Annotated in this window: 34 protein-coding genes; 28 read left to right on the top strand and 6 right to left on the bottom strand. The window is 43.7% G+C overall.

The genetic code is table 11. The annotated features are described in order from the left end of the window. Nucleotides 1-63: 63 nt before the first annotated feature. The 5 genes from I3B46_RS14485 to I3B46_RS14465 all read right to left on the bottom strand — a co-directional run bounded on the left by I3B46_RS14485 (nucleotide 64) and on the right by I3B46_RS14465 (nucleotide 2,083). On the bottom strand, nucleotides 64-303 hold the full coding sequence (locus I3B46_RS14485) for a hypothetical protein (RefSeq protein WP_014656513.1): 240 nt from the start codon (nucleotides 301-303) through the stop codon (nucleotides 64-66). After that, a complete protein-coding gene (locus I3B46_RS14480) occupies nucleotides 296-619 on the bottom strand; it encodes a hypothetical protein (protein ID WP_014656512.1) in 324 nt (107 codons plus the stop codon). Before I3B46_RS14480 ends, I3B46_RS14485 begins: the two co-directional genes overlap by 8 nt. Further along, a complete protein-coding gene (locus tag I3B46_RS14475) occupies nucleotides 598-837 on the bottom strand; it encodes a host cell division inhibitor Icd-like protein (protein ID WP_196993052.1) in 240 nt (79 codons plus the stop codon). Before I3B46_RS14475 ends, I3B46_RS14480 begins: the two co-directional genes overlap by 22 nt. A 3-nt stretch (nucleotides 838-840) precedes the next feature. Next, on the bottom strand, nucleotides 841-1,302 hold the full coding sequence (locus tag I3B46_RS14470; RefSeq protein ID WP_231405864.1) for a helix-turn-helix domain-containing protein: 462 nt from the start codon (nucleotides 1,300-1,302) through the stop codon (nucleotides 841-843). 115 nt (nucleotides 1,303-1,417) lie between these two features. Next, on the bottom strand, nucleotides 1,418-2,083 hold the full coding sequence (locus I3B46_RS14465; RefSeq protein WP_154611481.1) for a LexA family protein: 666 nt from the start codon (nucleotides 2,081-2,083) through the stop codon (nucleotides 1,418-1,420). A 351-nt stretch (nucleotides 2,084-2,434) separates the two neighbouring features. On the opposite strand from I3B46_RS14465, the gene I3B46_RS14455 reads away from it, so the two are divergent. The 5 genes from I3B46_RS14455 to I3B46_RS14435 all read left to right on the top strand — a co-directional run bounded on the left by I3B46_RS14455 (nucleotide 2,435) and on the right by I3B46_RS14435 (nucleotide 7,769). Continuing rightward, nucleotides 2,435-3,379 (top strand): replication protein, encoded by a 945-nt coding sequence (locus I3B46_RS14455; protein ID WP_196993049.1) that lies wholly within the window; start codon nucleotides 2,435-2,437, stop codon nucleotides 3,377-3,379. A gap of 45 nt (nucleotides 3,380-3,424) precedes the next feature. Beyond that, nucleotides 3,425-5,317 (top strand): toprim domain-containing protein, encoded by a 1,893-nt coding sequence (locus I3B46_RS14450; protein WP_196993048.1) that lies wholly within the window; start codon nucleotides 3,425-3,427, stop codon nucleotides 5,315-5,317. A gap of 11 nt (nucleotides 5,318-5,328) precedes the next feature. After that, nucleotides 5,329-6,108 carry an antitermination protein Q gene (locus I3B46_RS14445; RefSeq protein WP_150376619.1) on the top strand — a complete coding sequence of 260 codons (780 nt, stop codon included), beginning with the start codon at nucleotides 5,329-5,331 and terminating at the stop codon, nucleotides 6,106-6,108. 170 nt (nucleotides 6,109-6,278) lie between these two features. Then, the gene (locus I3B46_RS14440) at nucleotides 6,279-6,776 is read left to right on the top strand and encodes a hypothetical protein (protein WP_150376621.1); all 498 of its coding nucleotides are present in this window, start codon (nucleotides 6,279-6,281) and stop codon (nucleotides 6,774-6,776) included. A 777-nt stretch (nucleotides 6,777-7,553) separates the two neighbouring features. Further along, a complete protein-coding gene (locus I3B46_RS14435; protein WP_150376623.1) occupies nucleotides 7,554-7,769 on the top strand; it encodes a hypothetical protein in 216 nt (71 codons plus the stop codon). Between the two features lie 3 nt (nucleotides 7,770-7,772). On the opposite strand, the gene I3B46_RS14430 is transcribed toward I3B46_RS14435, so the two are convergent. Continuing rightward, the gene (locus I3B46_RS14430) at nucleotides 7,773-8,015 is read right to left on the bottom strand and encodes a hypothetical protein (RefSeq protein WP_150376625.1); all 243 of its coding nucleotides are present in this window, start codon (nucleotides 8,013-8,015) and stop codon (nucleotides 7,773-7,775) included. A gap of 149 nt (nucleotides 8,016-8,164) precedes the next feature. On the opposite strand from I3B46_RS14430, the gene I3B46_RS14425 reads away from it, so the two are divergent. From I3B46_RS14425 to I3B46_RS14320, 23 genes are all read left to right on the top strand, one after another. Continuing rightward, nucleotides 8,165-8,554 carry a putative holin gene (locus I3B46_RS14425; RefSeq protein WP_004916901.1) on the top strand — a complete coding sequence of 130 codons (390 nt, stop codon included), beginning with the start codon at nucleotides 8,165-8,167 and terminating at the stop codon, nucleotides 8,552-8,554. Beyond that, nucleotides 8,551-8,844 carry a phage holin family protein gene (locus I3B46_RS14420; protein WP_004918415.1) on the top strand — a complete coding sequence of 98 codons (294 nt, stop codon included), beginning with the start codon at nucleotides 8,551-8,553 and terminating at the stop codon, nucleotides 8,842-8,844. Before I3B46_RS14425 ends, I3B46_RS14420 begins: the two co-directional genes overlap by 4 nt. Next, nucleotides 8,831-9,163, top strand: coding sequence for a M15 family metallopeptidase (locus tag I3B46_RS14415; protein WP_036976899.1), 333 nt, complete (start codon nucleotides 8,831-8,833; stop codon nucleotides 9,161-9,163). The genes I3B46_RS14420 and I3B46_RS14415 overlap by 14 nt, the downstream gene beginning before the upstream one ends. Nucleotide 9,164: 1 nt before the next feature. Then, entirely contained in the window at nucleotides 9,165-9,569 is a 405-nt protein-coding gene (locus tag I3B46_RS22470; RefSeq protein WP_231405863.1) for a hypothetical protein, read from the top strand. Further along, nucleotides 9,457-9,720: an Rz1-like lysis system protein LysC gene (gene lysC, locus I3B46_RS22725; RefSeq protein ID WP_072197211.1), complete on the top strand. Its 264-nt coding sequence runs from the start codon at nucleotides 9,457-9,459 to the stop codon at nucleotides 9,718-9,720. The genes I3B46_RS22470 and lysC overlap by 113 nt, the downstream gene beginning before the upstream one ends. A gap of 15 nt (nucleotides 9,721-9,735) precedes the next feature. Next, nucleotides 9,736-9,960 (top strand): hypothetical protein, encoded by a 225-nt coding sequence (locus I3B46_RS14405; protein WP_196993047.1) that lies wholly within the window; start codon nucleotides 9,736-9,738, stop codon nucleotides 9,958-9,960. Between the two features lie 826 nt (nucleotides 9,961-10,786). Next, nucleotides 10,787-11,554 carry a KilA-N domain-containing protein gene (locus tag I3B46_RS14400; RefSeq protein ID WP_196993046.1) on the top strand — a complete coding sequence of 256 codons (768 nt, stop codon included), beginning with the start codon at nucleotides 10,787-10,789 and terminating at the stop codon, nucleotides 11,552-11,554. Nucleotides 11,555-11,744: 190 nt separating this feature from the next. Continuing rightward, nucleotides 11,745-12,425 (top strand): phage tail tip fiber protein, encoded by a 681-nt coding sequence (locus I3B46_RS14395; RefSeq protein WP_196993045.1) that lies wholly within the window; start codon nucleotides 11,745-11,747, stop codon nucleotides 12,423-12,425. Then, nucleotides 12,422-12,760, top strand: coding sequence for an HNH endonuclease (locus I3B46_RS14390; protein WP_196993044.1), 339 nt, complete (start codon nucleotides 12,422-12,424; stop codon nucleotides 12,758-12,760). The genes I3B46_RS14395 and I3B46_RS14390 overlap by 4 nt, the downstream gene beginning before the upstream one ends. A gap of 1 nt (nucleotide 12,761) precedes the next feature. Beyond that, complete coding sequence (locus I3B46_RS21870; protein WP_231405862.1) at nucleotides 12,762-13,355, top strand: hypothetical protein; 594 nt, start codon at nucleotides 12,762-12,764, stop codon at nucleotides 13,353-13,355. A 123-nt stretch (nucleotides 13,356-13,478) separates the two neighbouring features. Then, a complete protein-coding gene (locus I3B46_RS14380) occupies nucleotides 13,479-13,955 on the top strand; it encodes a hypothetical protein (RefSeq protein ID WP_036940634.1) in 477 nt (158 codons plus the stop codon). Nucleotides 13,956-13,964: 9 nt separating this feature from the next. Continuing rightward, complete coding sequence (locus I3B46_RS14375) at nucleotides 13,965-15,482, top strand: terminase large subunit (RefSeq protein WP_036940632.1); 1,518 nt, start codon at nucleotides 13,965-13,967, stop codon at nucleotides 15,480-15,482. Then, entirely contained in the window at nucleotides 15,482-16,798 is a 1,317-nt protein-coding gene (locus I3B46_RS14370) for a phage portal protein (RefSeq protein WP_036940630.1), read from the top strand. The genes I3B46_RS14375 and I3B46_RS14370 overlap by 1 nt, the downstream gene beginning before the upstream one ends. Before the next feature lie 5 nt (nucleotides 16,799-16,803). Beyond that, nucleotides 16,804-17,655 carry a head maturation protease, ClpP-related gene (locus I3B46_RS14365; protein ID WP_036940627.1) on the top strand — a complete coding sequence of 284 codons (852 nt, stop codon included), beginning with the start codon at nucleotides 16,804-16,806 and terminating at the stop codon, nucleotides 17,653-17,655. Between the two features lie 11 nt (nucleotides 17,656-17,666). Next, complete coding sequence (locus I3B46_RS14360) at nucleotides 17,667-18,881, top strand: phage major capsid protein (RefSeq protein ID WP_014656489.1); 1,215 nt, start codon at nucleotides 17,667-17,669, stop codon at nucleotides 18,879-18,881. A 47-nt stretch (nucleotides 18,882-18,928) separates the two neighbouring features. Beyond that, nucleotides 18,929-19,114 (top strand): DUF7210 family protein, encoded by a 186-nt coding sequence (locus tag I3B46_RS14355; RefSeq protein ID WP_036940624.1) that lies wholly within the window; start codon nucleotides 18,929-18,931, stop codon nucleotides 19,112-19,114. Beyond that, a complete protein-coding gene (locus tag I3B46_RS14350; protein ID WP_036940621.1) occupies nucleotides 19,114-19,440 on the top strand; it encodes a head-tail connector protein in 327 nt (108 codons plus the stop codon). Before I3B46_RS14355 ends, I3B46_RS14350 begins: the two co-directional genes overlap by 1 nt. A gap of 9 nt (nucleotides 19,441-19,449) precedes the next feature. Further along, nucleotides 19,450-19,773 (top strand): phage head closure protein, encoded by a 324-nt coding sequence (locus I3B46_RS14345; protein ID WP_036940618.1) that lies wholly within the window; start codon nucleotides 19,450-19,452, stop codon nucleotides 19,771-19,773. Next, nucleotides 19,766-20,215: an HK97-gp10 family putative phage morphogenesis protein gene (locus tag I3B46_RS14340; protein ID WP_196993043.1), complete on the top strand. Its 450-nt coding sequence runs from the start codon at nucleotides 19,766-19,768 to the stop codon at nucleotides 20,213-20,215. Before I3B46_RS14345 ends, I3B46_RS14340 begins: the two co-directional genes overlap by 8 nt. Next, entirely contained in the window at nucleotides 20,212-20,544 is a 333-nt protein-coding gene (locus tag I3B46_RS14335) for a hypothetical protein (RefSeq protein WP_014656484.1), read from the top strand. The genes I3B46_RS14340 and I3B46_RS14335 overlap by 4 nt, the downstream gene beginning before the upstream one ends. Before the next feature lie 61 nt (nucleotides 20,545-20,605). Then, nucleotides 20,606-21,088, top strand: coding sequence for a phage tail tube protein (locus I3B46_RS14330; RefSeq protein ID WP_196993042.1), 483 nt, complete (start codon nucleotides 20,606-20,608; stop codon nucleotides 21,086-21,088). Beyond that, nucleotides 21,088-21,480: a phage tail assembly chaperone gene (locus tag I3B46_RS14325; RefSeq protein WP_036940612.1), complete on the top strand. Its 393-nt coding sequence runs from the start codon at nucleotides 21,088-21,090 to the stop codon at nucleotides 21,478-21,480. Before I3B46_RS14330 ends, I3B46_RS14325 begins: the two co-directional genes overlap by 1 nt. Before the next feature lie 14 nt (nucleotides 21,481-21,494). Continuing rightward, a complete protein-coding gene (locus tag I3B46_RS14320) occupies nucleotides 21,495-21,764 on the top strand; it encodes a phage tail assembly protein T (protein ID WP_306464634.1) in 270 nt (89 codons plus the stop codon). Nucleotides 21,765-21,768: the final 4 nt, after the last annotated feature.

Below are 21,768 nucleotides of genomic sequence, written 5' to 3'. Positions count from 1 at the left end.
TTAGGGGGGGGACATTGTTCATTTTACAAATAGTCATTGCGTTATAAGCTGTATTATTCATAATTAATCCGTTTTCATTGTGTGCTCTATTCCTGCCAAGGTCGCGCTAGTCATTAAATCAATTTCATTAAGCAACCCAATAAATCTACCTGCCTCTTTAGGATAGGTTGTGAATAGCTTATTTAACAACGGCTGCATTTCTAATTTTAATTCTCTGGTATACCTTTGAGCGCATGATGCGGTTTTATGTAAATTAGAATACTTACTATCGGTAGAAGGTGAATATATGGCTAAATCACTCATGATTATTCTCCTTTTTTAATTCACTTCTTTCAAACCAAGATGGACGATGTAAATGAGACATCCAAGATTGAACTTTAAATAAAATATCATGGTCATTTATTAGCTCAGGGAAAACAGTTTCCATCAAGTGGATCAATAATGCATCGTGCTCTAAAAGTCGGCGCTGTGATTTATTTTTAGCTAAACTGATATCTACATTCTGAATTATTAAATTTGCCTGTTCGCAAATATCATTGTGAGTTTCAATGCTGGTATTATCACAATCATATTCACATGTTTTTTTTGCATCGTTTTCTAATTTAATTTCGTGTGACATGTCACGACTCCTGCTGGTATTTGTGATCCCAGTGATAAAACATAATCACGAACAAGTTGTAACTTCGCTGATTTCAAATCCGTTGCATAAACTTCTTTGCGTTCGGCTTTAGCCTGCGGGTCACTACGCTTTACAGCAAAGAAGCAGAACTTAAACAGACCTGTACGGATATCAGGTTTAAGTACGTTGGTATTTGACGCATAATGTATAGTCGCCATTTTTTACACCTTATCATTTTGAGTTAAATTTTTAGCTGGTAGCATTTCGCCTTCGCCGAAAGCCAACCAATTACGCTCAATACCCAATGCTTTAGCCATCACGCTAGTGCGGCACACACCTGATACCTTCCCGTTTACCATCTGGCTAATTGTGCTTTGGGATACACCAATCTGTTTTGCTAAATCCGCCTGTGTCATTCCAGAGTGCGTAAGAGCTAGGCGCAAGCGTGCGGCGAATGAGGTTTGGTGTCTTTCGTCCATTGTTACTTTTGATTTGGGTTGTGCGTTTTCAGCAGTGGCAATAATGCCTTGAATTTCGCTATTCAATGAAGAACAAAGGTTTAGTGCCACACCAACCATTTCAGTCAGATCTGAACCGGAGAACCCCGAAAGAGATAACTCATAAACTCCAGTTATTTGAGATGTCAGCTGCTTAGATTTAAATAATATGTTTTCAAAATCCATCTGCATGTACCTTTTTGGTTAACTTTGATTTTATTATGTACCTTTGAGGTACATAGTCAAGCACAAAAAAACCCTTTTTGATTAAAAAAGGGTTAATTCAATGATATTTAAGCGTTTATTTTTTTCTTGCTCGACCAGAGAAAATAACAGTACCCATCAGATTACAATTTCCATTAATGGGAATATATTGATTTGGCCAGTTCGGGTTAACTGCTTTTAGCATCTTTGAAAAGCCGTCATCAATCAGGCGTTTGAATGTTGTTTGCCCAGTATCTACAAGCATTGCAACAACGTCATCACCAGTAAGTGCCGGAACTTCGGGATCAACAAAAATAATTTCTCCGGGCATATACTCAGGGTACATCGATTCGCCAACAACACTTAATGCGAATGTTCGCTCACTGCATGGTACAGGGCATGGATATCTTTTTATAAAATCTTCGTCAATATCAATAGGCTCACATTCAGTCCAAGCCCCTGCCTGTACCCATGTGAGCAAAGGGACTTGTCTTATTTTAAATTCCTTTGAAGGGGATTTAATCTCTGGTGGGTTGGTTTTATTGTCCCCGTGCTCCTGGTCTAGCCAAGCAATAGGTAAACCAAAGCATTTTTCAATATGGCGAGCCATTATATCGCCAATTTTTTTAGTTGGATTTATACCAATTAAGCGACTTACCTGTGTAGGTTCACGATCAATGTGCGTTGCAAATGCTGCGTTTCCGCCTACTGAGTCTCTTAGCTTTCGGGCATTTTCTGCCCTGATCTGATCGATAGTTTTCATGCTCATAATTTAATCTTATGTACCTTCAAGTTACAAGTTTCTTGCAGGTACATTTTTATTGTGCATAATGTACCTAGGAGGTACAGATAAATGTACGACTTTTGGAAAAAATTATCAAATGAAGAAAAAACAAAGTTCGCCGTAATGTGTGAATCGTCGGTTGGTTATTTGAGATTAGTTTTTTCTGGTCATAAAAAACCCGGATACAAAATGTGCAAGCTAATTGAACAAAATTCAAATGGCCAAATTAGCAGGAGTGATTTACGACCTGACATTTATTCGGTAGGTGGTGTCAATGAGTCAGATACACAACATACCGAGGTGGAATAATGTTTTTCGGGGAGATTATCAATGAATAAGCTCACACCAACTGATGCGGTTAACCAGATCGGTAAACTAAATTTGTCTGGGAATGTCATTCCTTCAAGTTGGTGGCAACACATTAAATTACCTAGCGGCAAGCCTGATTCTACAGCCATTATTTTACTATCTGATATTGTTTATTGGTATCGTCCATCGGAAGTTAGAGACGAGGTAACTGGTGAGCTTATGGGATGGCGCAAGCGTTTCCATGGCGACAAGTTGCAGCGTAGTTATCAGGCATTTGCTAATCAATTTGGGTTTTCAAAACGAGAAGCTACGGATGCTCTGAAGAGACTGCGAGCAGCAGGATTAATCACACTGGAATTGCGAACAGTTACCACTCCAGAAGGAACGACGCTGAATAATGTTCTGTACGTTGAAGTTGTTCCCGAAGCTATTTATGCCATCACGAATGATGCTTCAAAGCTGGTGGATGAAGATGCAAAAAATGGAATACCTGTTACATCTGAACGTAACACCTCTTACGTTGAAACGGAACCCCTATTACGTTCTGACGTAAGTGCACCTACGTTGAAAAGTGATACATATACAGAGATTACTACAGAGATTACTACAGAGATTACTACAGAGAATATTTATAACCGCGAAAACGCGGCTAACAAAAAATCTCAGCCGTCACCCAAAAAAAACAAAACCAAAAAACACACCATGCCAGAGGACTTTGCCCCAACGGAAAAGCATCAGGAGCTGGCTCGTGAGTTAGGTGTTGACTTGCAGGAAGAATTTTTGAAATTCCGCGACCATCACGGCAGTAAGGGATCCACCTACGCTAATTGGAGTTTAGCGTTAAATACATGGCTTCGTAATGCCAAAACTTTCCAGCGAGGTCAGCAAAGCACGAAAACACAGCCTCGACGCCCTGCAGGTGGATTAATTCATCTTGGGGATGGGATCTATATCCGCGACGAATAGCAGGGGTTGGTACGGGGTTGCAGGCTTGGTTTTAAGGATTTTGATATGACATTGAATGAGTTATCAGAGAAATTATGGGACAATGTTGAACGGGTGGCTAAGTATTTGCTGCCACCACCTAATGCGCGTTTAGATGGGCAGGAGTGGGTTGCTGGAAATGTCCACGGTGAAGCAGGGAAAAGTTTAAAGATCAACTTAGCAGGCAAAAGAGTTTGGTCTGATTTTGCTACAGGGGAGGGTGGTGACCTGCTCGATTTGTGGGTGCTTGTTCGTAATTGCAGTTTGCATCAAGCGATGGCGGAAGCTAAACAATTTCTCGGTATTCACGATACAAATCACCACTTTGCAGCCAAGCAAAAAAAGGCATTTTCAAAACCTGATCGCAAGGTGCTCGCAAAGCATGTTCGTAAGACAACGAACTGTTTCGAATATCTAGAAGGGCGAGGCATTAGCAAGGCAACCGCAGAAGCTTTTGGCGTCTGTGATGCTGTCGTCTGGTCGCATGATGAAAATCGCGAGCTTCCTGCAATTGCATTCCCGTACAAGCGAGACGGTGAGTTATTGCAAGTAAAGCGCATCGGTATTGAGCGTCCGAATGGGAAAAAAGTCATCATGGCTGAGGCTAACTGTGAGCCTTGCCTATTTGGTTGGCAGGCAATGCCAAATAATGCCAGAGTTTTGATTTTGTGCGAAGGTGAAATTGATTGCATGAGCTATCACCAGTACGGACTACCAGCCCTGTCGGTGCCATTCGGAGGCGGAAAGGGCGCAAAACAGCAGTGGATTGAATTTGAATACCACAACCTAGATCGCTTTACCGAAATTTGGTTATCACTCGATAATGACGAAGTCGGGCAGATCGCCGCAAAAGAAATCGCCAGTCGATTGGGTGAGCATCGTTGTCGCATGCTTAAATTGCCGAAAAAGGACATCAATGAATGCCTACAGGCAGGCATGACCGAAGATGAGTTATTTCGCTACATTGAAACAGCGGCATATTTCGATCCCGAGGAACTCTATAGCGCTCGGGAGTTTTATCAAGATGCTGTTGATGCGTTTTACGGAAAAGAACAATACTTGTTCAGAACGCCGTGGGAGCCGCTCAATTATAACTTTAGCTTCCGAGAGGCTGAGTTAACTGTTATCAACGGGGTAAATGGTCATGGCAAAACGGAAGTTGTTGGGCATATTATGCTTGAGGCTATGCGCCAGCAAACTCGTGTCTGCGTAGCATCTTTAGAGCTTAAGCCAGGTCAGTTATTAAAGCGGTTAATAAGACAAACCACGTGCTCTGAAAAGCCGCCGATAATGGAAATAGATTCCTCGTTTGGGTTTTATGATGATCGTCTTTGGGTGTTTGGTTTAACTGGTACAGCCAAAGCGGAGCGCTTACTTGAGATATTCGAATATGCTCATCGTCGATACGGTGTAAAACTGTTTGTCATTGACAGTTTGATGAAGTGCGGTATTGGGGAAGAAGACTACAACGGGCAAAAAGCCTTTGTTGATGCGCTGTGTGATTTTAAAAACAAAACTAACAGCCATGTCATTTTAGTCACTCATAGCCGTAAATCTGATAGCGAAGAAAAGCCCACAGGAAAGATGGACGTCAAAGGCACAGGGGCAATTACTGACCTCACGGATAATTTGATGATTATTTGGCGCAACAAGGCTCGTGAGCGAGTAGTTCAAAAAAAAGAGTCTGGCGTCATGCTCACAGACAAAGATCTTGAAAAACTAGAGATGTCAGCCTCAACGCTATTTATTGAAAAACAACGAAATGGCGAGGGATGGGAGGGGGCAATTGGGTTGTATTTAAACAAACGTTCACACCAATTTTTAACTCAAGAGGATGCTGACCCTTATAACTACATTAGCAACATGCCTGCCTCTCACTATGATGAGGATTGGCGAGCGATGTATGTAACTGAGCGCTGAGAGGTGGCTTAATGAAACTCGAAAATGCACTGAAAAACTTTCACCCTAAGTCACCGACATTTGGCAATGTAGCAGGTTGCACCTCCCCTGACCGAATAACGGGAACGGATATCATGGCTGCTATGGGGATGACTGAATCACAAGCTAAGTTCGGCATGACAGCCTTTCTGGCTAAAAATGACATCAGCGAAGAGGATAAATTTTCGACTGTGGAAGCCTTGACCCAATATGCACTTAAAGTAGCGCCTAAATTAGTTCGCAAAGCAGCTGGAAAGAAATTAGGTCACTGTTTAATAGTTCTGGCCAAGATGGCATTTGAAGATTATGCCCGTTCAGCTGGTTCAGTTTGTCAGTGTTCAGTATGTAACGGGAAAGGGTTGATCTACAAAATGAAAGATGTTGTCAAACATCCCGGCATCACTACTCTTGAAGGCGAAACGATTGTTGATCCAAATATCAGAGAGGAGCTAGTTGGTGAGCTATGTCAGGACTGTAACGGAAAAGGTCAGCTAACTAACCGTTGTCGCTGCAAAGGGCGGGGAAAGGTATTAGATGAAGCACAAACCGAGTTACAAGGTGTGCCAGTGTTTAAAGATTGCCCTCGGTGTGCTGGCCGGGGCTTTAAGCGTGTACCGTCGTCGGTGGCATTTAATGCGATAAAGCACTTAGTACCTGATTTGACTCAATCATCGTGGTCACGCAATTGGAAACCATTTTATGAAAAACTTATAAGTAAATGCATTATTGAAGAGAGCATCGCTGAACAGGCATTTAACAAAGTAACCAAATAAACATAACAAGAGGTGGTGCTCTTGAACTATTAACATTTAATGTAATAATTAGTTATGTTTTTGTGTAAAAATCGAACTAAATTAGCAATCTGTCAAGCATATTTTTAAGGTGTAGATATTATTCCTGTTAATGATTAATATAAATCTTAAATTTATTGCGAGGGACAGGTATGGATATTTGGGTTGGTTTGGCAAATACAGCGTTAGGTGCATTCATAACAATTATTGGCCAGTTTATTATGCTTTGGATCTCAGGAAGAATAGAGCGACAAAAAAGAAAAGCAGCTGAACATAACTTAGTCATTGATATAATAGTGGAGTTATCGTCGTTTATTCGTTCTTGTGATAGATATATGAGCTCTGATATATACCAGAAACAAGGCGATGATCGTTATTATATCAATGTAAAAGATTATCCTGCATTTAGTTTAAATAAAGATACGGATTTTAGTTTGATGGGTATTAACTTTGCCGTCAGGCTTAAAACTATTTCAGTCAAGTTGATTGAAATAAAAAGAGAACTATCTGATGCGCAGGATAATTATTCTCTTTATGAGACCGAGGAACTCTTTGACTACGCAAAAAAATTGTATGGGGAAATAAAAGGGGATGCGATTAAACTAAAAGAAGATATATGTAAAAAATACGGTCATGTATTCAACATGTAGATTGTTAAGTTTATCATCCATAATATTTCTATAAAACACTAACGTTCAATGCGCGGAATTCATGGGTTTTACTTACAATTTAAATCAGTTTAGAAATTGTTCAATCAACATATTGGATATTTGGCCAAAATACGAGGAGATATACAGGGAGTTAGAATAAAGCCAAATTTTTCTATTTAGGAATTGTTTTTTGCATAAAATTGGCTTATCATCTTCTAATAATGGACATTCTATACCTAGTCGCATTAAACAAATTCAAGACCTCGCTTCGGCGGGGTTTTTTGTTGCCTGAAATGATAGGCGTAGACGTAAAGCCATTGACCAGCTACTGCAACCTTTTTCGCGTACTTGCTGGTCGTTTGCCGTACTGGACAAAAAGCCAGCCCTTACACCGAGCGCGATAAGCTGTCAGATGAAGAGTGTTAAGAAAACGGGATTATAAAAAAAGCCACCAACTTTTTAGGATGGTGGCAAAGGATCGTTGAGAGCAACGCCCGATGAGCAAGAACAGCCAAAATACTTAGTCGCAGTTATTTTAACCAACCAATTTAAAAAAAGAAACAGGTTTTATCTGATGTTCTATTTATAACTGGTTGATATTGTTCCGTTATGGGAATTCCCATATCGCCAATTAAAGCTGTAAGGATTGCTTGCAAGTTTCACATTCAAGAGGTCGCCTAGTGCGGCCTTTTTCGTATACAGCCGCCACAGACTCGACTGCTAACCTTTACCCTCGCTAATGAACTGTGCGCGGCTTTCTATTTAAGAGAGGTAGTTATGAGCAATCAAAATGAAGGTGAATTTTTAGGCGTTATTGTTACTAATGGTAATTTAAGCCTAGAAGAACGGGTGGCAGCATTAGAGCTTGCATCACATCAACAAGGCGAGGTTATCTCCACCTTAATCGATAGAATGGGTAAATCGCCAGAAGGTGGAGATGATGTTATTTTTGTAGATAAATTAACAGCACCTCCAATGAAGCTCCGTTCTTAGTAATTACAATTGAACAAACTTACCTTGTTCTTGAGCATTCCCTTTTAATTGCTCAGCAAGGAATTTTAGTTTTTCTTTTACGCTATCATCAAACCCTTGATGATCAGCCATTGCCACAATTAAATCGGCGAGCGTAACTGCATTATCACGTGGAATTACACATCCGAGATATCCGAATGCAATTCGAAGTGCTGCAACTTCATCTTGTATTTCTCTAAGTGTTTTATCTTTTTCAGTAATCGTCATAAAAGTCCTCACACCGAAGTTAATCAGCCATCGCTTCGGTAAGTTACATAGGGCTTAACATTTAACTTATCTCAAATGCTGATTAAATTCATTAATCCAAATCCGGTCATCTAATGGTGGCTTTCTATTAACTAATCAGGACTACATATATGCAAGAGCCGTTAACAGGCACAGCAACCGCCTCGTTAGCGGGTGTCTCTATTGTAGGTCTCTATTCAGGTATGGACGCAGGCGTTGTAATCGGTGCGTTCGCAGGGGCGGTGATATTTGTATTGTCTGCTCATGATATCCGGCTGTTAAAGCGATGGGCGTATTTCACGGTTGCATTTGCGATTGGGATATTAGGCGCTGATTTCATGTCGTCACTACTGAGTGGCATTGTCGGAGATAGAGAAGTCGATCGCTCTGTTGGTGCAATGTTCTCATCGGCTGGTTTGGTTGGTGTTTTGGTAACAATATCTAAACCCGGTGCGCTAACTGACAGTATCAACAACGTTATTAACAACCTGATAGATAAATTCAGAGGAGGTGGAAGATGACCATCTCAATGTTTTGGATTTACGTCAATTTTTTCTCATGCTTATTCGCTGTTATTCGTCTTGTTAACTATGAGCGTAATGGCGCTAAATACAAATTCTTTCCGTCACTTATAGCATGGGTTCTCATTGTTATGCTTGGTTCTATCCCACTACGCATATTAACGAATGACTACGCGCATGCAGATCCATTTGAAGTCGGAATCAATATCACGCTATGCGCACTAATAATTCTTAGTCGTGGGAACGTGATGCAAATATTTAGAGGGGTTAGTAAAAATGACACTCGGTGAGAAACAACGAAAATTCACCCGCATGATTGCGGACTTAATTATCTTTGCCTACGACAACGGATATGAGCTGACGTTTTCAGAAGCATACCGAACGCCTGAGCAGGCACAGTTAAATGCCAAATCAGGTGCGGGCATTAAAAACAGCTTACACACACAACGCTTAGCTGTGGATTTCAACCTATTTAAAGACGGTAAATATCTAACAGCATCAAGTGATCATAAATTGCTTGGCGAATACTGGGAATCTATCGGCGGTACGTGGGGCGGTCGATTCAATGACGGTAATCACTACTCGTTAGAACACAATGGCGTGAAGTAATATGAAGTCGATCATCTGGAAGGGCTTCTCTTGGGTGATGGAAAATATGACTGCTGTTGGAATGGTTATTTTTGTTGGAATGTTTCTTGTTGAGAGCATAAAAAATACTTCTCTGGAGCATGAGAATAAGCTTCTCACTAGCCAGCTATCAACAAGCCAGCTACTAAACCAAGTAACCCAATCAGCAATAACTCTTCACTATCAAGCATCACTCGACAACATCAAAGCAAAGCAATTAGAGGACTCAGAACATGTCAAAGTTAAGACTGTTATCAAAACAGTACTCAAAGACAATGAGTGCGCTAATACTGCTGTGCCTGACGATGTTGTTAGTGAGTTGCACAAGTACAAAAGAGGTATTGATTCCCGTTCAGTCTCCACCAATACCAGCACAGTTAACCGCTGATTGTCCTCAGCCTGATATTCCTGAAAAAGTGGACTGGGGCGACATGCCACAACTGCTAGTTGATGCGATGAATTCAATAGCAAAGTGCAATTTAGATAAGAAAGCCATTCGAGAGATTGAATCGGCTAGAAATAATTCAATATCACATTAGAACGGAGTGTTTAAAATGAACAAATCATTAGGTCAAAAATTAGTTGGTATTGGCTTTAACCCATCATCATTATCAACAGTAGATGAAGTCAAGCAGAAATCAGCTGAACTTATCGATTTAGTGCGTGACAGTATGGAAAGCGCTACATCAGAAGAAGCATTGATGATTCACAATGAAGCCATGCGCCGTATTGTGGATGCTCAAATGTGGGCTGTAAAAGCTATCACTTGGAAAGATTAACTCTCGACAAGAAAGCAATACGGGAAATTGAACAACAAAGAAATGCCCCAGATATCGAGGCAAAGTAGAGAATAATAGTTCATGAATGTAACGTCACTATACGTTAATCGTGAATAACCACAACATTAAAAAGGTAGTAATCTCAAGTAGATATTACAAATCTGAGCCTCGCAAAATAGCGGGGCTTTTTAATGGAGAAATATCATGGCAACGCAGGGTTTTGATAAGCCAGATCAATTCCGGGAAGAACTGGATAAAAGCATTCCGAAAGAATAAAAAAAGCCCACACACCGCGGGCTAAAATACATATATAAAATAAAATGAATATCCGCGCTAAATGTAGTTGACGCATTCAAAATATGCAAGCGAATAATGAGCCTCTGAGAAATCAGGGGTTTTTAATGGCAAAAAAAGCCCCTGGTGTTGAGGCTTGAAAAGGAAATAATCTTTGCTGTGTACATCTTAAGGACGGCACTAATTCTATACAGAGTTTATTCAATTAGTTACATGGTAGTTAAAAATAAGTTTAATTATGTAAATTTATTTATCTTCCAATGAATCAGAGGCTTTTTAATAGGTGTAATTATCCCACCATTTAAGGGGGTGATCGCTATCTTGACTGCTAGGAACAGACTAGAAGTTGCTTAGCAGAGTATCGCTAAGCTGCGAACTCTACGCATTTCACCGCTCATTCACAGAGCAATTCTAAAACGTCGAATCCAATCACTTTGATATGAGCCTTCGAGGAAGTCAGTTATAGCTGGCGAGCTTCGACGGGCTGATTTCCTATGTGAACGAGGGTTCATTTCAAATGAAGGTAATACGTATGAATAATATTATTCCTCTCGAATATGATGGGCACCCTGTGCGTTTTAATAACGACGGATGGATCAATGCTACCGATATAGCAGCTAAATTTGGGAAAGTGCCCAATGAGTGGGTCAGGCTTCCTGAAACAATAGCCTATATTCAAGCACTTGAAGGTAGATACGGGAAAATCCCGTATGTAAAAACTAGCAAAGCTAGGAAAGATAGGGGTGGCGGAACATGGCTGCACCCAAAACTAGCAGTGCGTTTCGCTCGCTGGCTGTCCGTTGATTTTGAAATATGGTGTGATGAACAAATTGATGCTCTTATCCGTGGTAATATGCCAGTTTATAATGATGAGAGAATCAATGCGATATTCTTACTTGATAAGCCAACATCATGGGAGAAGCGCTTTCAACAATCTTTCTATCAAGCATTAAGCCGAATGTCTGGTTTGCCTTATTCTGGTCATGTTGGTGGTTGTCCATCGCGATTCGGGATGATAACAGCTAAGTGGGTATACCAAGCCGTGTTGCCTGATTCTGTTTATGAAGAAGCTAAGCAGATGGCAAAGGACAGTAAAGATAAAATACACCAATACCTAAAACCAGAAGCTTTACAACTGGTGCAGGATCAATTAGTTGCTGTCACTACTTTAGCTAACGGTTGCATTGACTATAAAGACTTTGAAGCTAGATGTGTTCAGGCTTTTGGTAAGTCAGGAATGCAAGGGCTTCTAGTTTTTCCAAGTCATCAACAGTCATCACACTCTGCAACATTACAATAGGCCCTAGCGGCCTTTTTTATTTTATAAAATTCTACAAACGTCATTCTAAGAGTGGCGTTAATAGAGATTTATATAGGTTTTTGTTACTGGCGGTCTCGGAATTTACGAGACCCATATAAATAAACCTAGAATAATATTCCAAATAGCCATCAGTTAACCGCTGGTGGCTTTTTCATTTATGGAGACAATCATGTCAGATAGAAAGACGATTCATCTAAAAGTATCGGTAGACACAACCGACTTAGATAAGCTGGAAGCACAACTAAAGCGCATTAAAGAGTTGATGGGTAGTGCAGGATTGAAGCAGCCAGCAAGCGTTGGGTTTGATGCTGATGTATTCCTTATTACAAACGGGCAAGTGTTTCTTAATGAAGCATGTATTGCAAAAGGAACAGTCACAAGCGCAAAAATTAATGGTGTAAAAGTTACACGAGAAGATAAGCAGCGAGAAGAAAATGTTTTTCGTGGTGATATTAAGGTTGAACCTGAATGCTCCGTTACTTTGCCTAATGTGGTCGCTAGTATTCAAGAAACTGCAGAATTGATTAATAAATCCCAAAGCGAGTACGAAGAAACCGTGAAGCGGATTGACCAGCAATTCTGTGAGATGCAATCACAAATAAACAATATTCAATGCTCATCAGCCGCCAGTGAGCAATCGATGGCACAACACATTTCAGGGTTGAAACGTCAGCTTATTCAGCTAAACAAAGGGCTTGAAGAAATGCGACTGAAAGATAGCGCCAATACAGACTCTATCATCAGCTTAAGACAAGCTATGGAGCAGCAAGAAAAGTCGATGGCTGAAGCTATAATCAAAACGGTTGCTACTGATCTGTGCCGCGGTGGTACTTTGTCGCGCATGTTATGAAGAAGCCAAATGTTTATGGCGGTCGATGGGCGAAGGTCAGGCTTAGCTATTTAGCCAAGCATCCCTTATGTGTGATGTGCCAAGAGCAAGGGCGCGTTACTGCCGCAACCGTCGTCGACCATATCATCCCTCACAGATTGAAGGATGCGCTTGATTCAGGTAACCCTGAACAGATAGCCAAAGCTCAAAAGTTATTCTGGGATACCAACAACTACCAAAGTCTATGTGCACCACATCATAACTCCACTAAGCAACGGATGGAGAAGAGCGGTATTGTTGTCGGCTGTAGTGAGGATGGCATGCCGCTTGACCCTAATTCGCATTGGAATAAATAATATGATATTACCTGAGCTGCCTGAACCCAAAAGCAAGACTGATGCAATTACGAACGCTAAAATCTATGCAACAAGTATCAATGAAAGCGGCTTGTTGAGTGAACTTAAAGAAATGCGAATTAAGCTAGAAAAAGAAAACGCCCCTTCTTGGTTTATTAAAATCGTTGATCGAGAATTGAGTCGCATCTTATTTAGCTTGCGAGCTCTTTTTGAATGGAAACATCCTGTGGATTCATCTGATCGAGCAAGTGAAATAGTTATTCGTATCTATGGCGTACGAGATAGGATGTTAGCGTTTTTGAACCCAGAGTGCTTAGCATTAATAGATAGTAGCTTGGTAGATGAGTGGCTAGATATGGACAGCGAAAGAAAACCACTAAGAAGCCAAAACGAAAGGAAGCAAGTGAAGTTATCAAAGCTTTATCGAGACGATGCGTTTGTAGGATTTGGATTATCAGTGGATGGAGTTCTGCTGAGCAATCAAACCTTACTTCGTATAGAGCACTCAAATGGACGTCACCCACCACAAGTGACAGTTGTATTTAATTCACATAAAGATTTAACCGTAGACGCTCCTGATATTCACTTGAAATAGTTTCAATATGAAATCATAACGGTAGGGGAGGGTAAAAAGTTCAAAACCTTTACCCTGAATTACCGACCGCTAACCTTCGAAATAACGCTAACCCGATTTTTTTCCTTTTTTTACGAGGCACTAATGGCAGGAAAACGAAAGCGCTCCGACAGTGTGAGCGCTGAAATTCAAGCCATGCAAAATGCTGCCGCTGATACCATCGAACCGCCACGCCATGCAGGTTTGGAGAAAAAAGCGGAGCCATTTTGGCATGACAATATCCGCTCGAAAGCCCTAGACAGTTGGACACCCTCTGACCTGTTGGCGGCGGTAGAATTAGCCAATAATCAGCTCTATATCACCGTTTTACGGCGTGATTTACGCAAAGAAGAGCGAATGCGAGGTGAGGAGCGCAACGAAGCGCTGATCAAAGATTTGCGCAAGCAGATCGTGGAGTTACAGCGTACGGTGCTTGCACAACGCCGTGATTTACAAATCCATTCTCACGCCACTAACGGCGAAAGTCGTGACCAACGCAATCGAAACAAAAACGATGCCAATGCCAGAAACACCCTGAATAATATGCAGGATGATGATCTACTGGCGGCTCCCATGCATTAAGGAGGAACCATGACACGAGGTGAACGTGTTATCGCGTTTATTGAGCGTTACTGTATTGTTCCCGAGGGGGAGCTATTAGGCCAACCTATGCGGTTGGATGATTTCCAAAAGCGGTTTATTTTGGCGATCTACGATAATCCACATCGCACGGATAAAGCCTATTTAAGTATTGCCCGTAAGAACGGGAAAACAGGGTTGATCGCCGGTATTTTACTGGCGCATTTGATTGGCCCTGAAGCGGTGCAAAACTCACAAATTGTCAGCGGCGCCATGAGCCGAGAGCAAGCCGCAATCGTGTTCAATTTGGCAGTGAAGATGATCAACCTGAATCCGAAGCTGCAAGAGATTGTCCACATTATCCCCAGTGGTAAGCGATTAGTGGGTAAACCGTGTAATGTGGAGTATCGCGCCTTGTCCGCCGAAGGGAAAACCGCGCACGGCTTATCGCCTGTTTTGGCTATTCTTGATGAAGTCGGGCAGATAGTGGGGCCGCACAGTGAGTTTGTGGATGCCATTGTCACTTCGCAAGGGGCACATAAAAACCCCTTACTGATTGCGATCAGTACGCAAGCCGCGAGCGATGCTGACTTATTCAGTATTTGGCTCGACGATGCAAAAAACTCTAAAGATCCACACATTGTGTCTCATGTGTATGAAGCTGATAAAGATGCGGATGTGTTAGATCCCGAAGCATGGAAAGCCGCGAACCCTGCGCTGGGTAATTTCCGCTCCTTGGATGATATGAAACGATTAGCGGAGATGGCTTCACGCATGCCGTCGAGTGAAAACACCTTTCGTAACCTGAATTTAAATCAGCGTGTTTCCACGGTATCGCCGTTTATTTCCCGTTCGGTGTGGGAGTCTTGTCAATCACCGGTTCAACCGATTGTCGGCAAATGTTATGCCGGCCTTGATTTGTCAGAATCGAAAGACTTAACCGCCTTAGTGGTGATTGGTCAGTCTGCCGATGGCAAATGGAACCTGTATCCGTTCTTTTGGACTCCGAAACAGACACTATTAGACCGTGCAAAAACGGATCGTGTGCCGTATGACGTGTGGGCGAAACAAGGCCTACTTCGCACGACCCCCGGCTCTATGGTTGATTACGATTATGTCGTGAAAGATATCGCGGAAATTCTGGCTGATTTTGATATTGAAGTCATTGCGTTTGACCGCTGGCGTATCCAAATGTTTAAGAAGGCGGCTGAAAATATCGGTTTAAGTCTGCCGCTGGTTGAATTTGGGCAGGGCTACAAAGACATGGCACCTGCACTGGATAAGCTTGAGCAAATGTTACTGAACAAACAAATCCGGCACGGTAATCACCCCGTGATGAACATGTGCGCTGCGAATGCCATTACTGTCAAAGATGCGGCGTCTAACCGTAAATTAACCAAAGAAAAATCCACAGGGCGCATGGATGGCATGGTGGCCTTTGCCATGGCGGTCGGGGCTTCAAATGGTGTTGAGGTTGAGCGTGGGGACGTCGATGGCTTTTTTGATGATCCAATCATGGTAGGGTTCTAATGGCCAGACGAAAATCACAACGCAAAGCTCGGCAGCTACAGGCTAGCCAGCAAAAAACGCCGGCAGGGATTGATACTCAAGATTTATTAAAAGCGCTAGGCGGGATAAGCAGTAGTGGGAAGACCGTATCAACAGATAAGGCGCTACAGCTTTCTGCTGTCTGGTCTTGCGTTCGGCTCCTGAGTGAGTCGATTTCAACACTGCCTTTAAAAATCTATTTGCACCAAGAAGATGGCTCACGGGTGATAGCGAAAGATCATCCGGCTTATCGGGTATTGTGCCGACGACCCAATGCAGAGATGACTCCATCACGCTTTATGTTGATGGTTGTTGCCAGCCTTTGTTTACAAGGTAATGCGTATATTGAAAAACGCTATATCGGTGGAAAGCTGGTTTCCTTGCAGCCATTATTGCCACAATTAGTGACGGTAAAGCGACTTGATAATGGCCTGTTGGATTATCAATGCGTGGAGCAAGGGGGGAAGAATCGGCCTATCCCCGTTAAAAACATGATGCATATTCGTGGGTTTGGGTTAGACGGGGTTGTTGGTCTCACGCCGATCCAGGTGGGGCGCAATATCTTAGGTTCGGCGATAGCTACCGATGAAACGGCCGCTAAGATTTTTCGCAATGGCTTGCTCGCATCAGGCTTCTTATCCTCAAAAACAGCACTAACTAAAGAGCAGCGCGAAAAGTTGCGGGGTTACTTGAACGCATTTATCAGCTCTGAAAATGCAGGCAAGTTGATGATTTTGGAAAATGACCTGTCCTATAACGGCATTTCCATGAATCCCGAAGATGCGCAGCTATTGCAGAGTCGCTCATGGAGCATTGAGGAAATTTGTCGCTGGTTCCGGGTGCCGCCTTTCATGGTGGGGCATGCCGATAAACAGAGCAGCTGGGCATCCAGTGTGGAAGGGATGAACATGCAGTTTCTGACCAACACCTTGCGGCCGTTACTGGTCAATATTGAGCAAGAAATCAACCGTTGCCTGCTTGATAGTGATGATGATTATTACGCTGAGTTTTCAGTTGAGGGATTGCTCCGTGCGGACAGTGCGGGTCGCGCTGCATACTACACGACGGCATTGCAAAACGGGTGGATGAGCCGAAATGACGTAAGACGGCTCGAAAACTTACCCCCCATTGAAGGGGGAGACATCTATACTGTTCAGCTCAACCTGACGCCCATTGAACAATTGGGAAAAGACACATTGCGTCATGATCCTGAACAGCTCAAGGCGCAAATCACAAATTGGTTGTTCCCTGAGGGTGCTCCCACAGTTCAACACAACTCACCTCATATCGAGGAGTAATTTAAATGAAAAAAAGTCATCTGCCAGTTGCACTGGAGGATCGCCCCTGCACATCGATTAGCTATGAGCTTAAACCCAAGGCGCTGGATAAATGGAATAGCGGTATTCGTGCCGCCAGTTCGGATAACACTATTTCGGTGTTGGATGTGATTGGTGAGGATTTTTGGGGGGAAGGCGTTACCGCTAAGCGGATTTCTGCCGCCCTCCGCGCTATCGGAAACCAAGATGTTGTTGTCAACATCAATAGCCCGGGTGGGGATATGTTTGAAGGATTGGCCATCTATAACCTGCTTCGTGCACACAATGGTAAAGTCACCGTTAACATTCTCGGTATTGCAGCCTCAGCCGCTTCTGTTATTGCCATGGCGGGCGATGAAATCAGAATGGGGCGTGGTGCTTTTTTGATGATCCATAACTGCTGGGCTGTGGGGGTCGGCAATCGCCATGACTTTGCGAAGTTGGCGAATGATCTGGCTCCTTTCGATAAATCCATGTCGGATATCTACGTTGCGCGTAGCGGTCTGCCAGAAGAGACCATCAGCCAGATGATGGATAACGAAACCTATATTGGTGCGAATGATGCGATTGAGAAAGGCTTTGCCGATAGCCTGCTCGCTGCCGATGCTATGGATGATGGCGATGAAAGCCCACAAGCGGCTATCCGTAAATTAGATGCCTTACTGGCTAAAGCTAAAACACCACGCTCTGAACGGCGAAGGCTCATCAGTGCGTTAACACGAAGTATGCCGAGCGCTACTTCAGATCCTCACGGTATGCCAAGCGCTACCACTGACATTAATCCCGAAACGCTTTCTGAATTGGAAAAGGCAGTCAATGCTTTTGCCACTGTTAACTAATTGGAGACACTATGTCTGATACAAATGAATTACTGAAAAACCTGTCGGCTAAAATTGAAGAAGCCAACGGTAAATTTAATGCTAAAGCCGAAGAAGCGCTAAAAGAAGCGCAAAAAGTAGGCAGCCTTAGCGCGGAAACTAAGGCCGCGGTCGACAAGATGGCGACAGAGCTCAATGCGCTGCGTGAGTCTGAAAAAACACTGAAAGCTTCCTTAGGCGAGTTGGAGCAACATGTCGCTCAAATGCCGCTAGGTAACGCGGTTCAGGCTGCAAAAAGTATCGGTCAGCAAGTCATTTCAGCCGACGTGTTGAAAGATATTAATTCCAGCATTCAGGGCAACAAGCGAATTTCGGTTCCCGTTCAGGCTGCATTGACCTCGGTTGATGTTGCAGAAGGCGTGGTTGAGCCACAACGCTTACCGGGAATTGATGTTGCGCCGAAACAACGCTTATTCATTCGCGATTTAATTGCTTCTGGGAAGACAACCTCACCGGCCATTTTCTGGGTGCAACAAACGGGATTTACTAACGCGGCTACCGTGGTGCCGGAAAATACCACCAAGCCGTACAGCGACATTCAGTTTGCAACCAAAATTACGCCGGTCACGACGATTGCACATATGTTCAAGGCGTCTAAGCAGATCTTGGATGACTTTGCACAGTTGCAGTCATTGGTGGATGCTGAAATGCGTTACGGCTTGAAGTTTGTCGAAGAGCAAGAAATTTTGTTCGGTGACGGCTCTGGCGCGCATTTGCACGGTATCATCCCGCAGGCGTCTAAGTTCAAGGCGGAGTTTGAAGTCGATAAACAAAACGGCATTGATGATTTGCGTTTGGCTATGCTGCAAGCACAGTTAGCGCGTTTCCCAGCAACAGGGCACGTTCTGCACTTCATCGACTGGGCGAAGATTGAACTGCTGAAAGATTCACTGGGTCGCTACATTCTGGCGAATCCGTCGGCATTAACAGGGCCAACGTTATGGGGCTTGCCCGTCGTGGTCACGGAAACTGCCGCATTTAAAGGTAAGTTCTTAACCGGTGCCTTCAACGCGGGCGCTCAGCTTTTTGACCGAGAAGAAACCAACGTGGTGATTTCAACTGAAAACGCGGATGACTTTGAGAAAAACATGATCTCTATCCGTTGTGAAGAGCGTTTGGCATTAGCCGTGAAGCGTCCAGAGGCGTTTGTTTACGGCGATTTTACAGCGCCTGCGTCGGGTGAGTAATCCACTTAGGCGGCCTTTGCGGTCGCCTTTCTTTTGGGAGCATCGAAATGAAACTAAAGCTATTGCGCCCCATTTGCTTTGGCGGTGGCGTGGCCGTTGAAGGTGATGAAATTGAGACAACTGAGCAGCATGGGCGTGAATTGATCCAAAAAGGCTATGCCTCTGACAGTGTTGTCAATCACACTACTGGACAGTCGAGCACAAAGCAAACGAAGGCGAAAAAGGAGAAATAATGCTTTCTCTTGAACTCGTTAAAGCGCATTGCAATATCGAGGCTGATTTTACTGATGATGATAAGTTACTGGCTGTTTATACAGCGGCTGCCGTGAAGTATGTCGAAAACTACACGCGGCGGAAATTGTATGAAAGCGAATCATCTACCGGTTATCAGGACGATCCCGAACCATTACTGCTAAGTGATGATGTCAAAAACGCCATGCTATTACTGATTGGTCAATGGTATGCCAATCGGGAAAATGCGGTGATTGGGTCGTCTTTCTCATCCCAGCCTCTCGCGGTTAGCGCGCTACTTCAACCTTACCGTATTTATGGTTTATAAGGAGGTGGGATGCAAGCAGGGCGATTACGACACAAAGTCACCTTTCAGAAAAACAATCCTGTTGAATTACCGTCAGGCACTTATGTGGATAATTGGCAAGATATTGCCTCGGTTCGGGCAGAAGTGAGAATGATTAGCGGTCGCGAGTTACTGGCAGCGGATGCAGAGATGGCCGAAGTGACTGTGCGTGTTTGGTTGCGTTATCGGGCGGATATTACCCCAGCATGCCGCATGGTCTACCGTGGGCTGAATTACGATATCCAATCCGTGATCCCTGATGTTAAATTCACACGTCTTGAGTTGTTGTGCAAGCAAGGAGTTTCCGATGGTTGATGTGAGTATTGATTTTGGCGGACTCCATGACGTTTCTAGGGAGTTGGAATTACTTAGTCAGGCAGAAAGTAACAGAGTATTGCGACAGGCGGCTTATGCGGCAGCGAGTGTGCTACGTGATGAAGCCAGAGCGAAAGCCCCAAAGCGTACAGGGAAACTGGCCAAAAACATTGTTGCAGGCAATCAACGCGGCCGTCAGCGTGGTGAGGTCTCGGCAGGGGTTTATGTTCGAGGCACCAATAAAGCGGGAACAAACAGTGATAGTAAGATGAAAGCGGATGATCCGCATAACGCTTACTATTGGCGCTTTCTTGAGGAGGGAACGTCAAAAATGCCCCCGCACCCCTTCATTCGCCCTGCATTTGACAGTAAAGCGGATGAAGCGGCAGAGTTTGCGATCAGCAAGTTAAATCAGGCCATTGATGAGGTACTGCGACGATGACCGAAGGCGATATCATCCCCCTGTTAAAACCGGTTTTGCCGAACAAGGTCTTTTCTTATGTTGTACCACAAAACAAACCCGTCACAGCGCCTTGGTGCGTTTTGTCTATTTACGATATCCCGAGTGATGTCTTTAGTGGGCAGGCGGAAACCATGACCAATATTCAAATTGATGTTTATGCCAATACAGTTGACGAAGCGCGGATCATTCGTGATGGGATGCGGCAAGCGATTAACGTATTGAACCCTACATCAATAACGGAGCGGCAATCTTATGAGTCGGACACAAAGCTTTTTCGCGCCACCCTAGAATGTCAAGTTTGGCAATAACTTCAAATTACCCTCACAAGCTGCTTCGGCAGCTTTTTTTATGTCTATAGGAAATTAAAGAATGGCTAAATATGAAAAAACGCAAGGCACCAAAATCAGTGTATCTAGACTGGCAGCAACGGATATTACTGCAGTCGAAACAGATTCGGTGTCGATTGATTGCTCAACGAAAGAAATTAGCTATACGGGCGGTCAAAAGGCCGACATTGATGTTACAACACTATGCTCTACCGAGCAGGAGACCATAAACGGGCTGCCAGCTCAGGCGGAAGTGACTATCAGTGGTAACTGGACACCTGACGAGGGTCAGGAGGTGTTACGTCAGGCGTATGACGACGACACGATTCATGCCTTTAAAGTGGTTTTTCCCTCGGGTAATGGTTACGTCTTTTTAGCGGAGGTGCGTCAAAATAGCTGGTCAGTTTCCACTGGTGGCGTTGTTAGCGCTTCATTTACGCTGCGCTTGAAAGGTAAGCCAACGCCCGTCGTAAAAGGCAAGTCAGCACCAGCAACGCAGTCTCAACCGACCGGAGGCACTAAGTAATGGCAAAGAAAACCTTAAACTTGCGTGATGTCGCCCTGAATGCTGCAAATTCATTTCGCACTAAAAAAGTACACGTCCCTGAGTGGGGTTCTGATGTTGTATTGCGCGAGCCGTCGGTCTCTATCTGGCTGAAATGGCTAAAAGAGCACCGCGATTTGGGGGAGGCGACCGAAATGAGTACGGAAGAGGTGGTGAAGCGTAACCTTGAAACGGATGTTGAGTTCCTGATCAACGTCCTGCTTGACGAAGATTTAACCCCGGTTTTTACCCCCGAAGATAAGGGCGAGGTACTGAAAATTTACGGCCCCGTTCATGCACGGTTGGTTAATCAGGCTTTTCAACTCATTACCAGCACGAATGAGGCAGAAAAAAAGTCCGTGAGCCTGCACTAAAGTTCTTGCTCACCTTGGCCTTACGGCTAGGGAAAACCCTCTCTGAAATCAGTCAGATGCCTGCCAGTGAATTACAGCTCTGGTGGGCATTTGATTCGATAAACCCCATTGGTGATGCGCGTCAAGATGTGCATGCAGCCCAAATTACAGCCGCTATTTTTAATGCTCAAGGGGTCAAGACAACCTTGAACGATACGCTGCTCCGGTGGGATGTCGAGAGTGTGCAGGCGGAGGAGCAAGCAGGGTCGGGATTAGAAGATTTTTTTGCATCATTATCAGGGTAGCGAT

The organism is Providencia sp. 2.29 (assembly GCF_015832305.1).
GTDB classification, from domain to species: domain Bacteria; phylum Pseudomonadota; class Gammaproteobacteria; order Enterobacterales; family Enterobacteriaceae; genus Providencia; species Providencia stuartii.
Note: the sequence above shows the minus strand (reverse complement) of the source record. Positions and strands in the feature narration are given on the sequence as shown.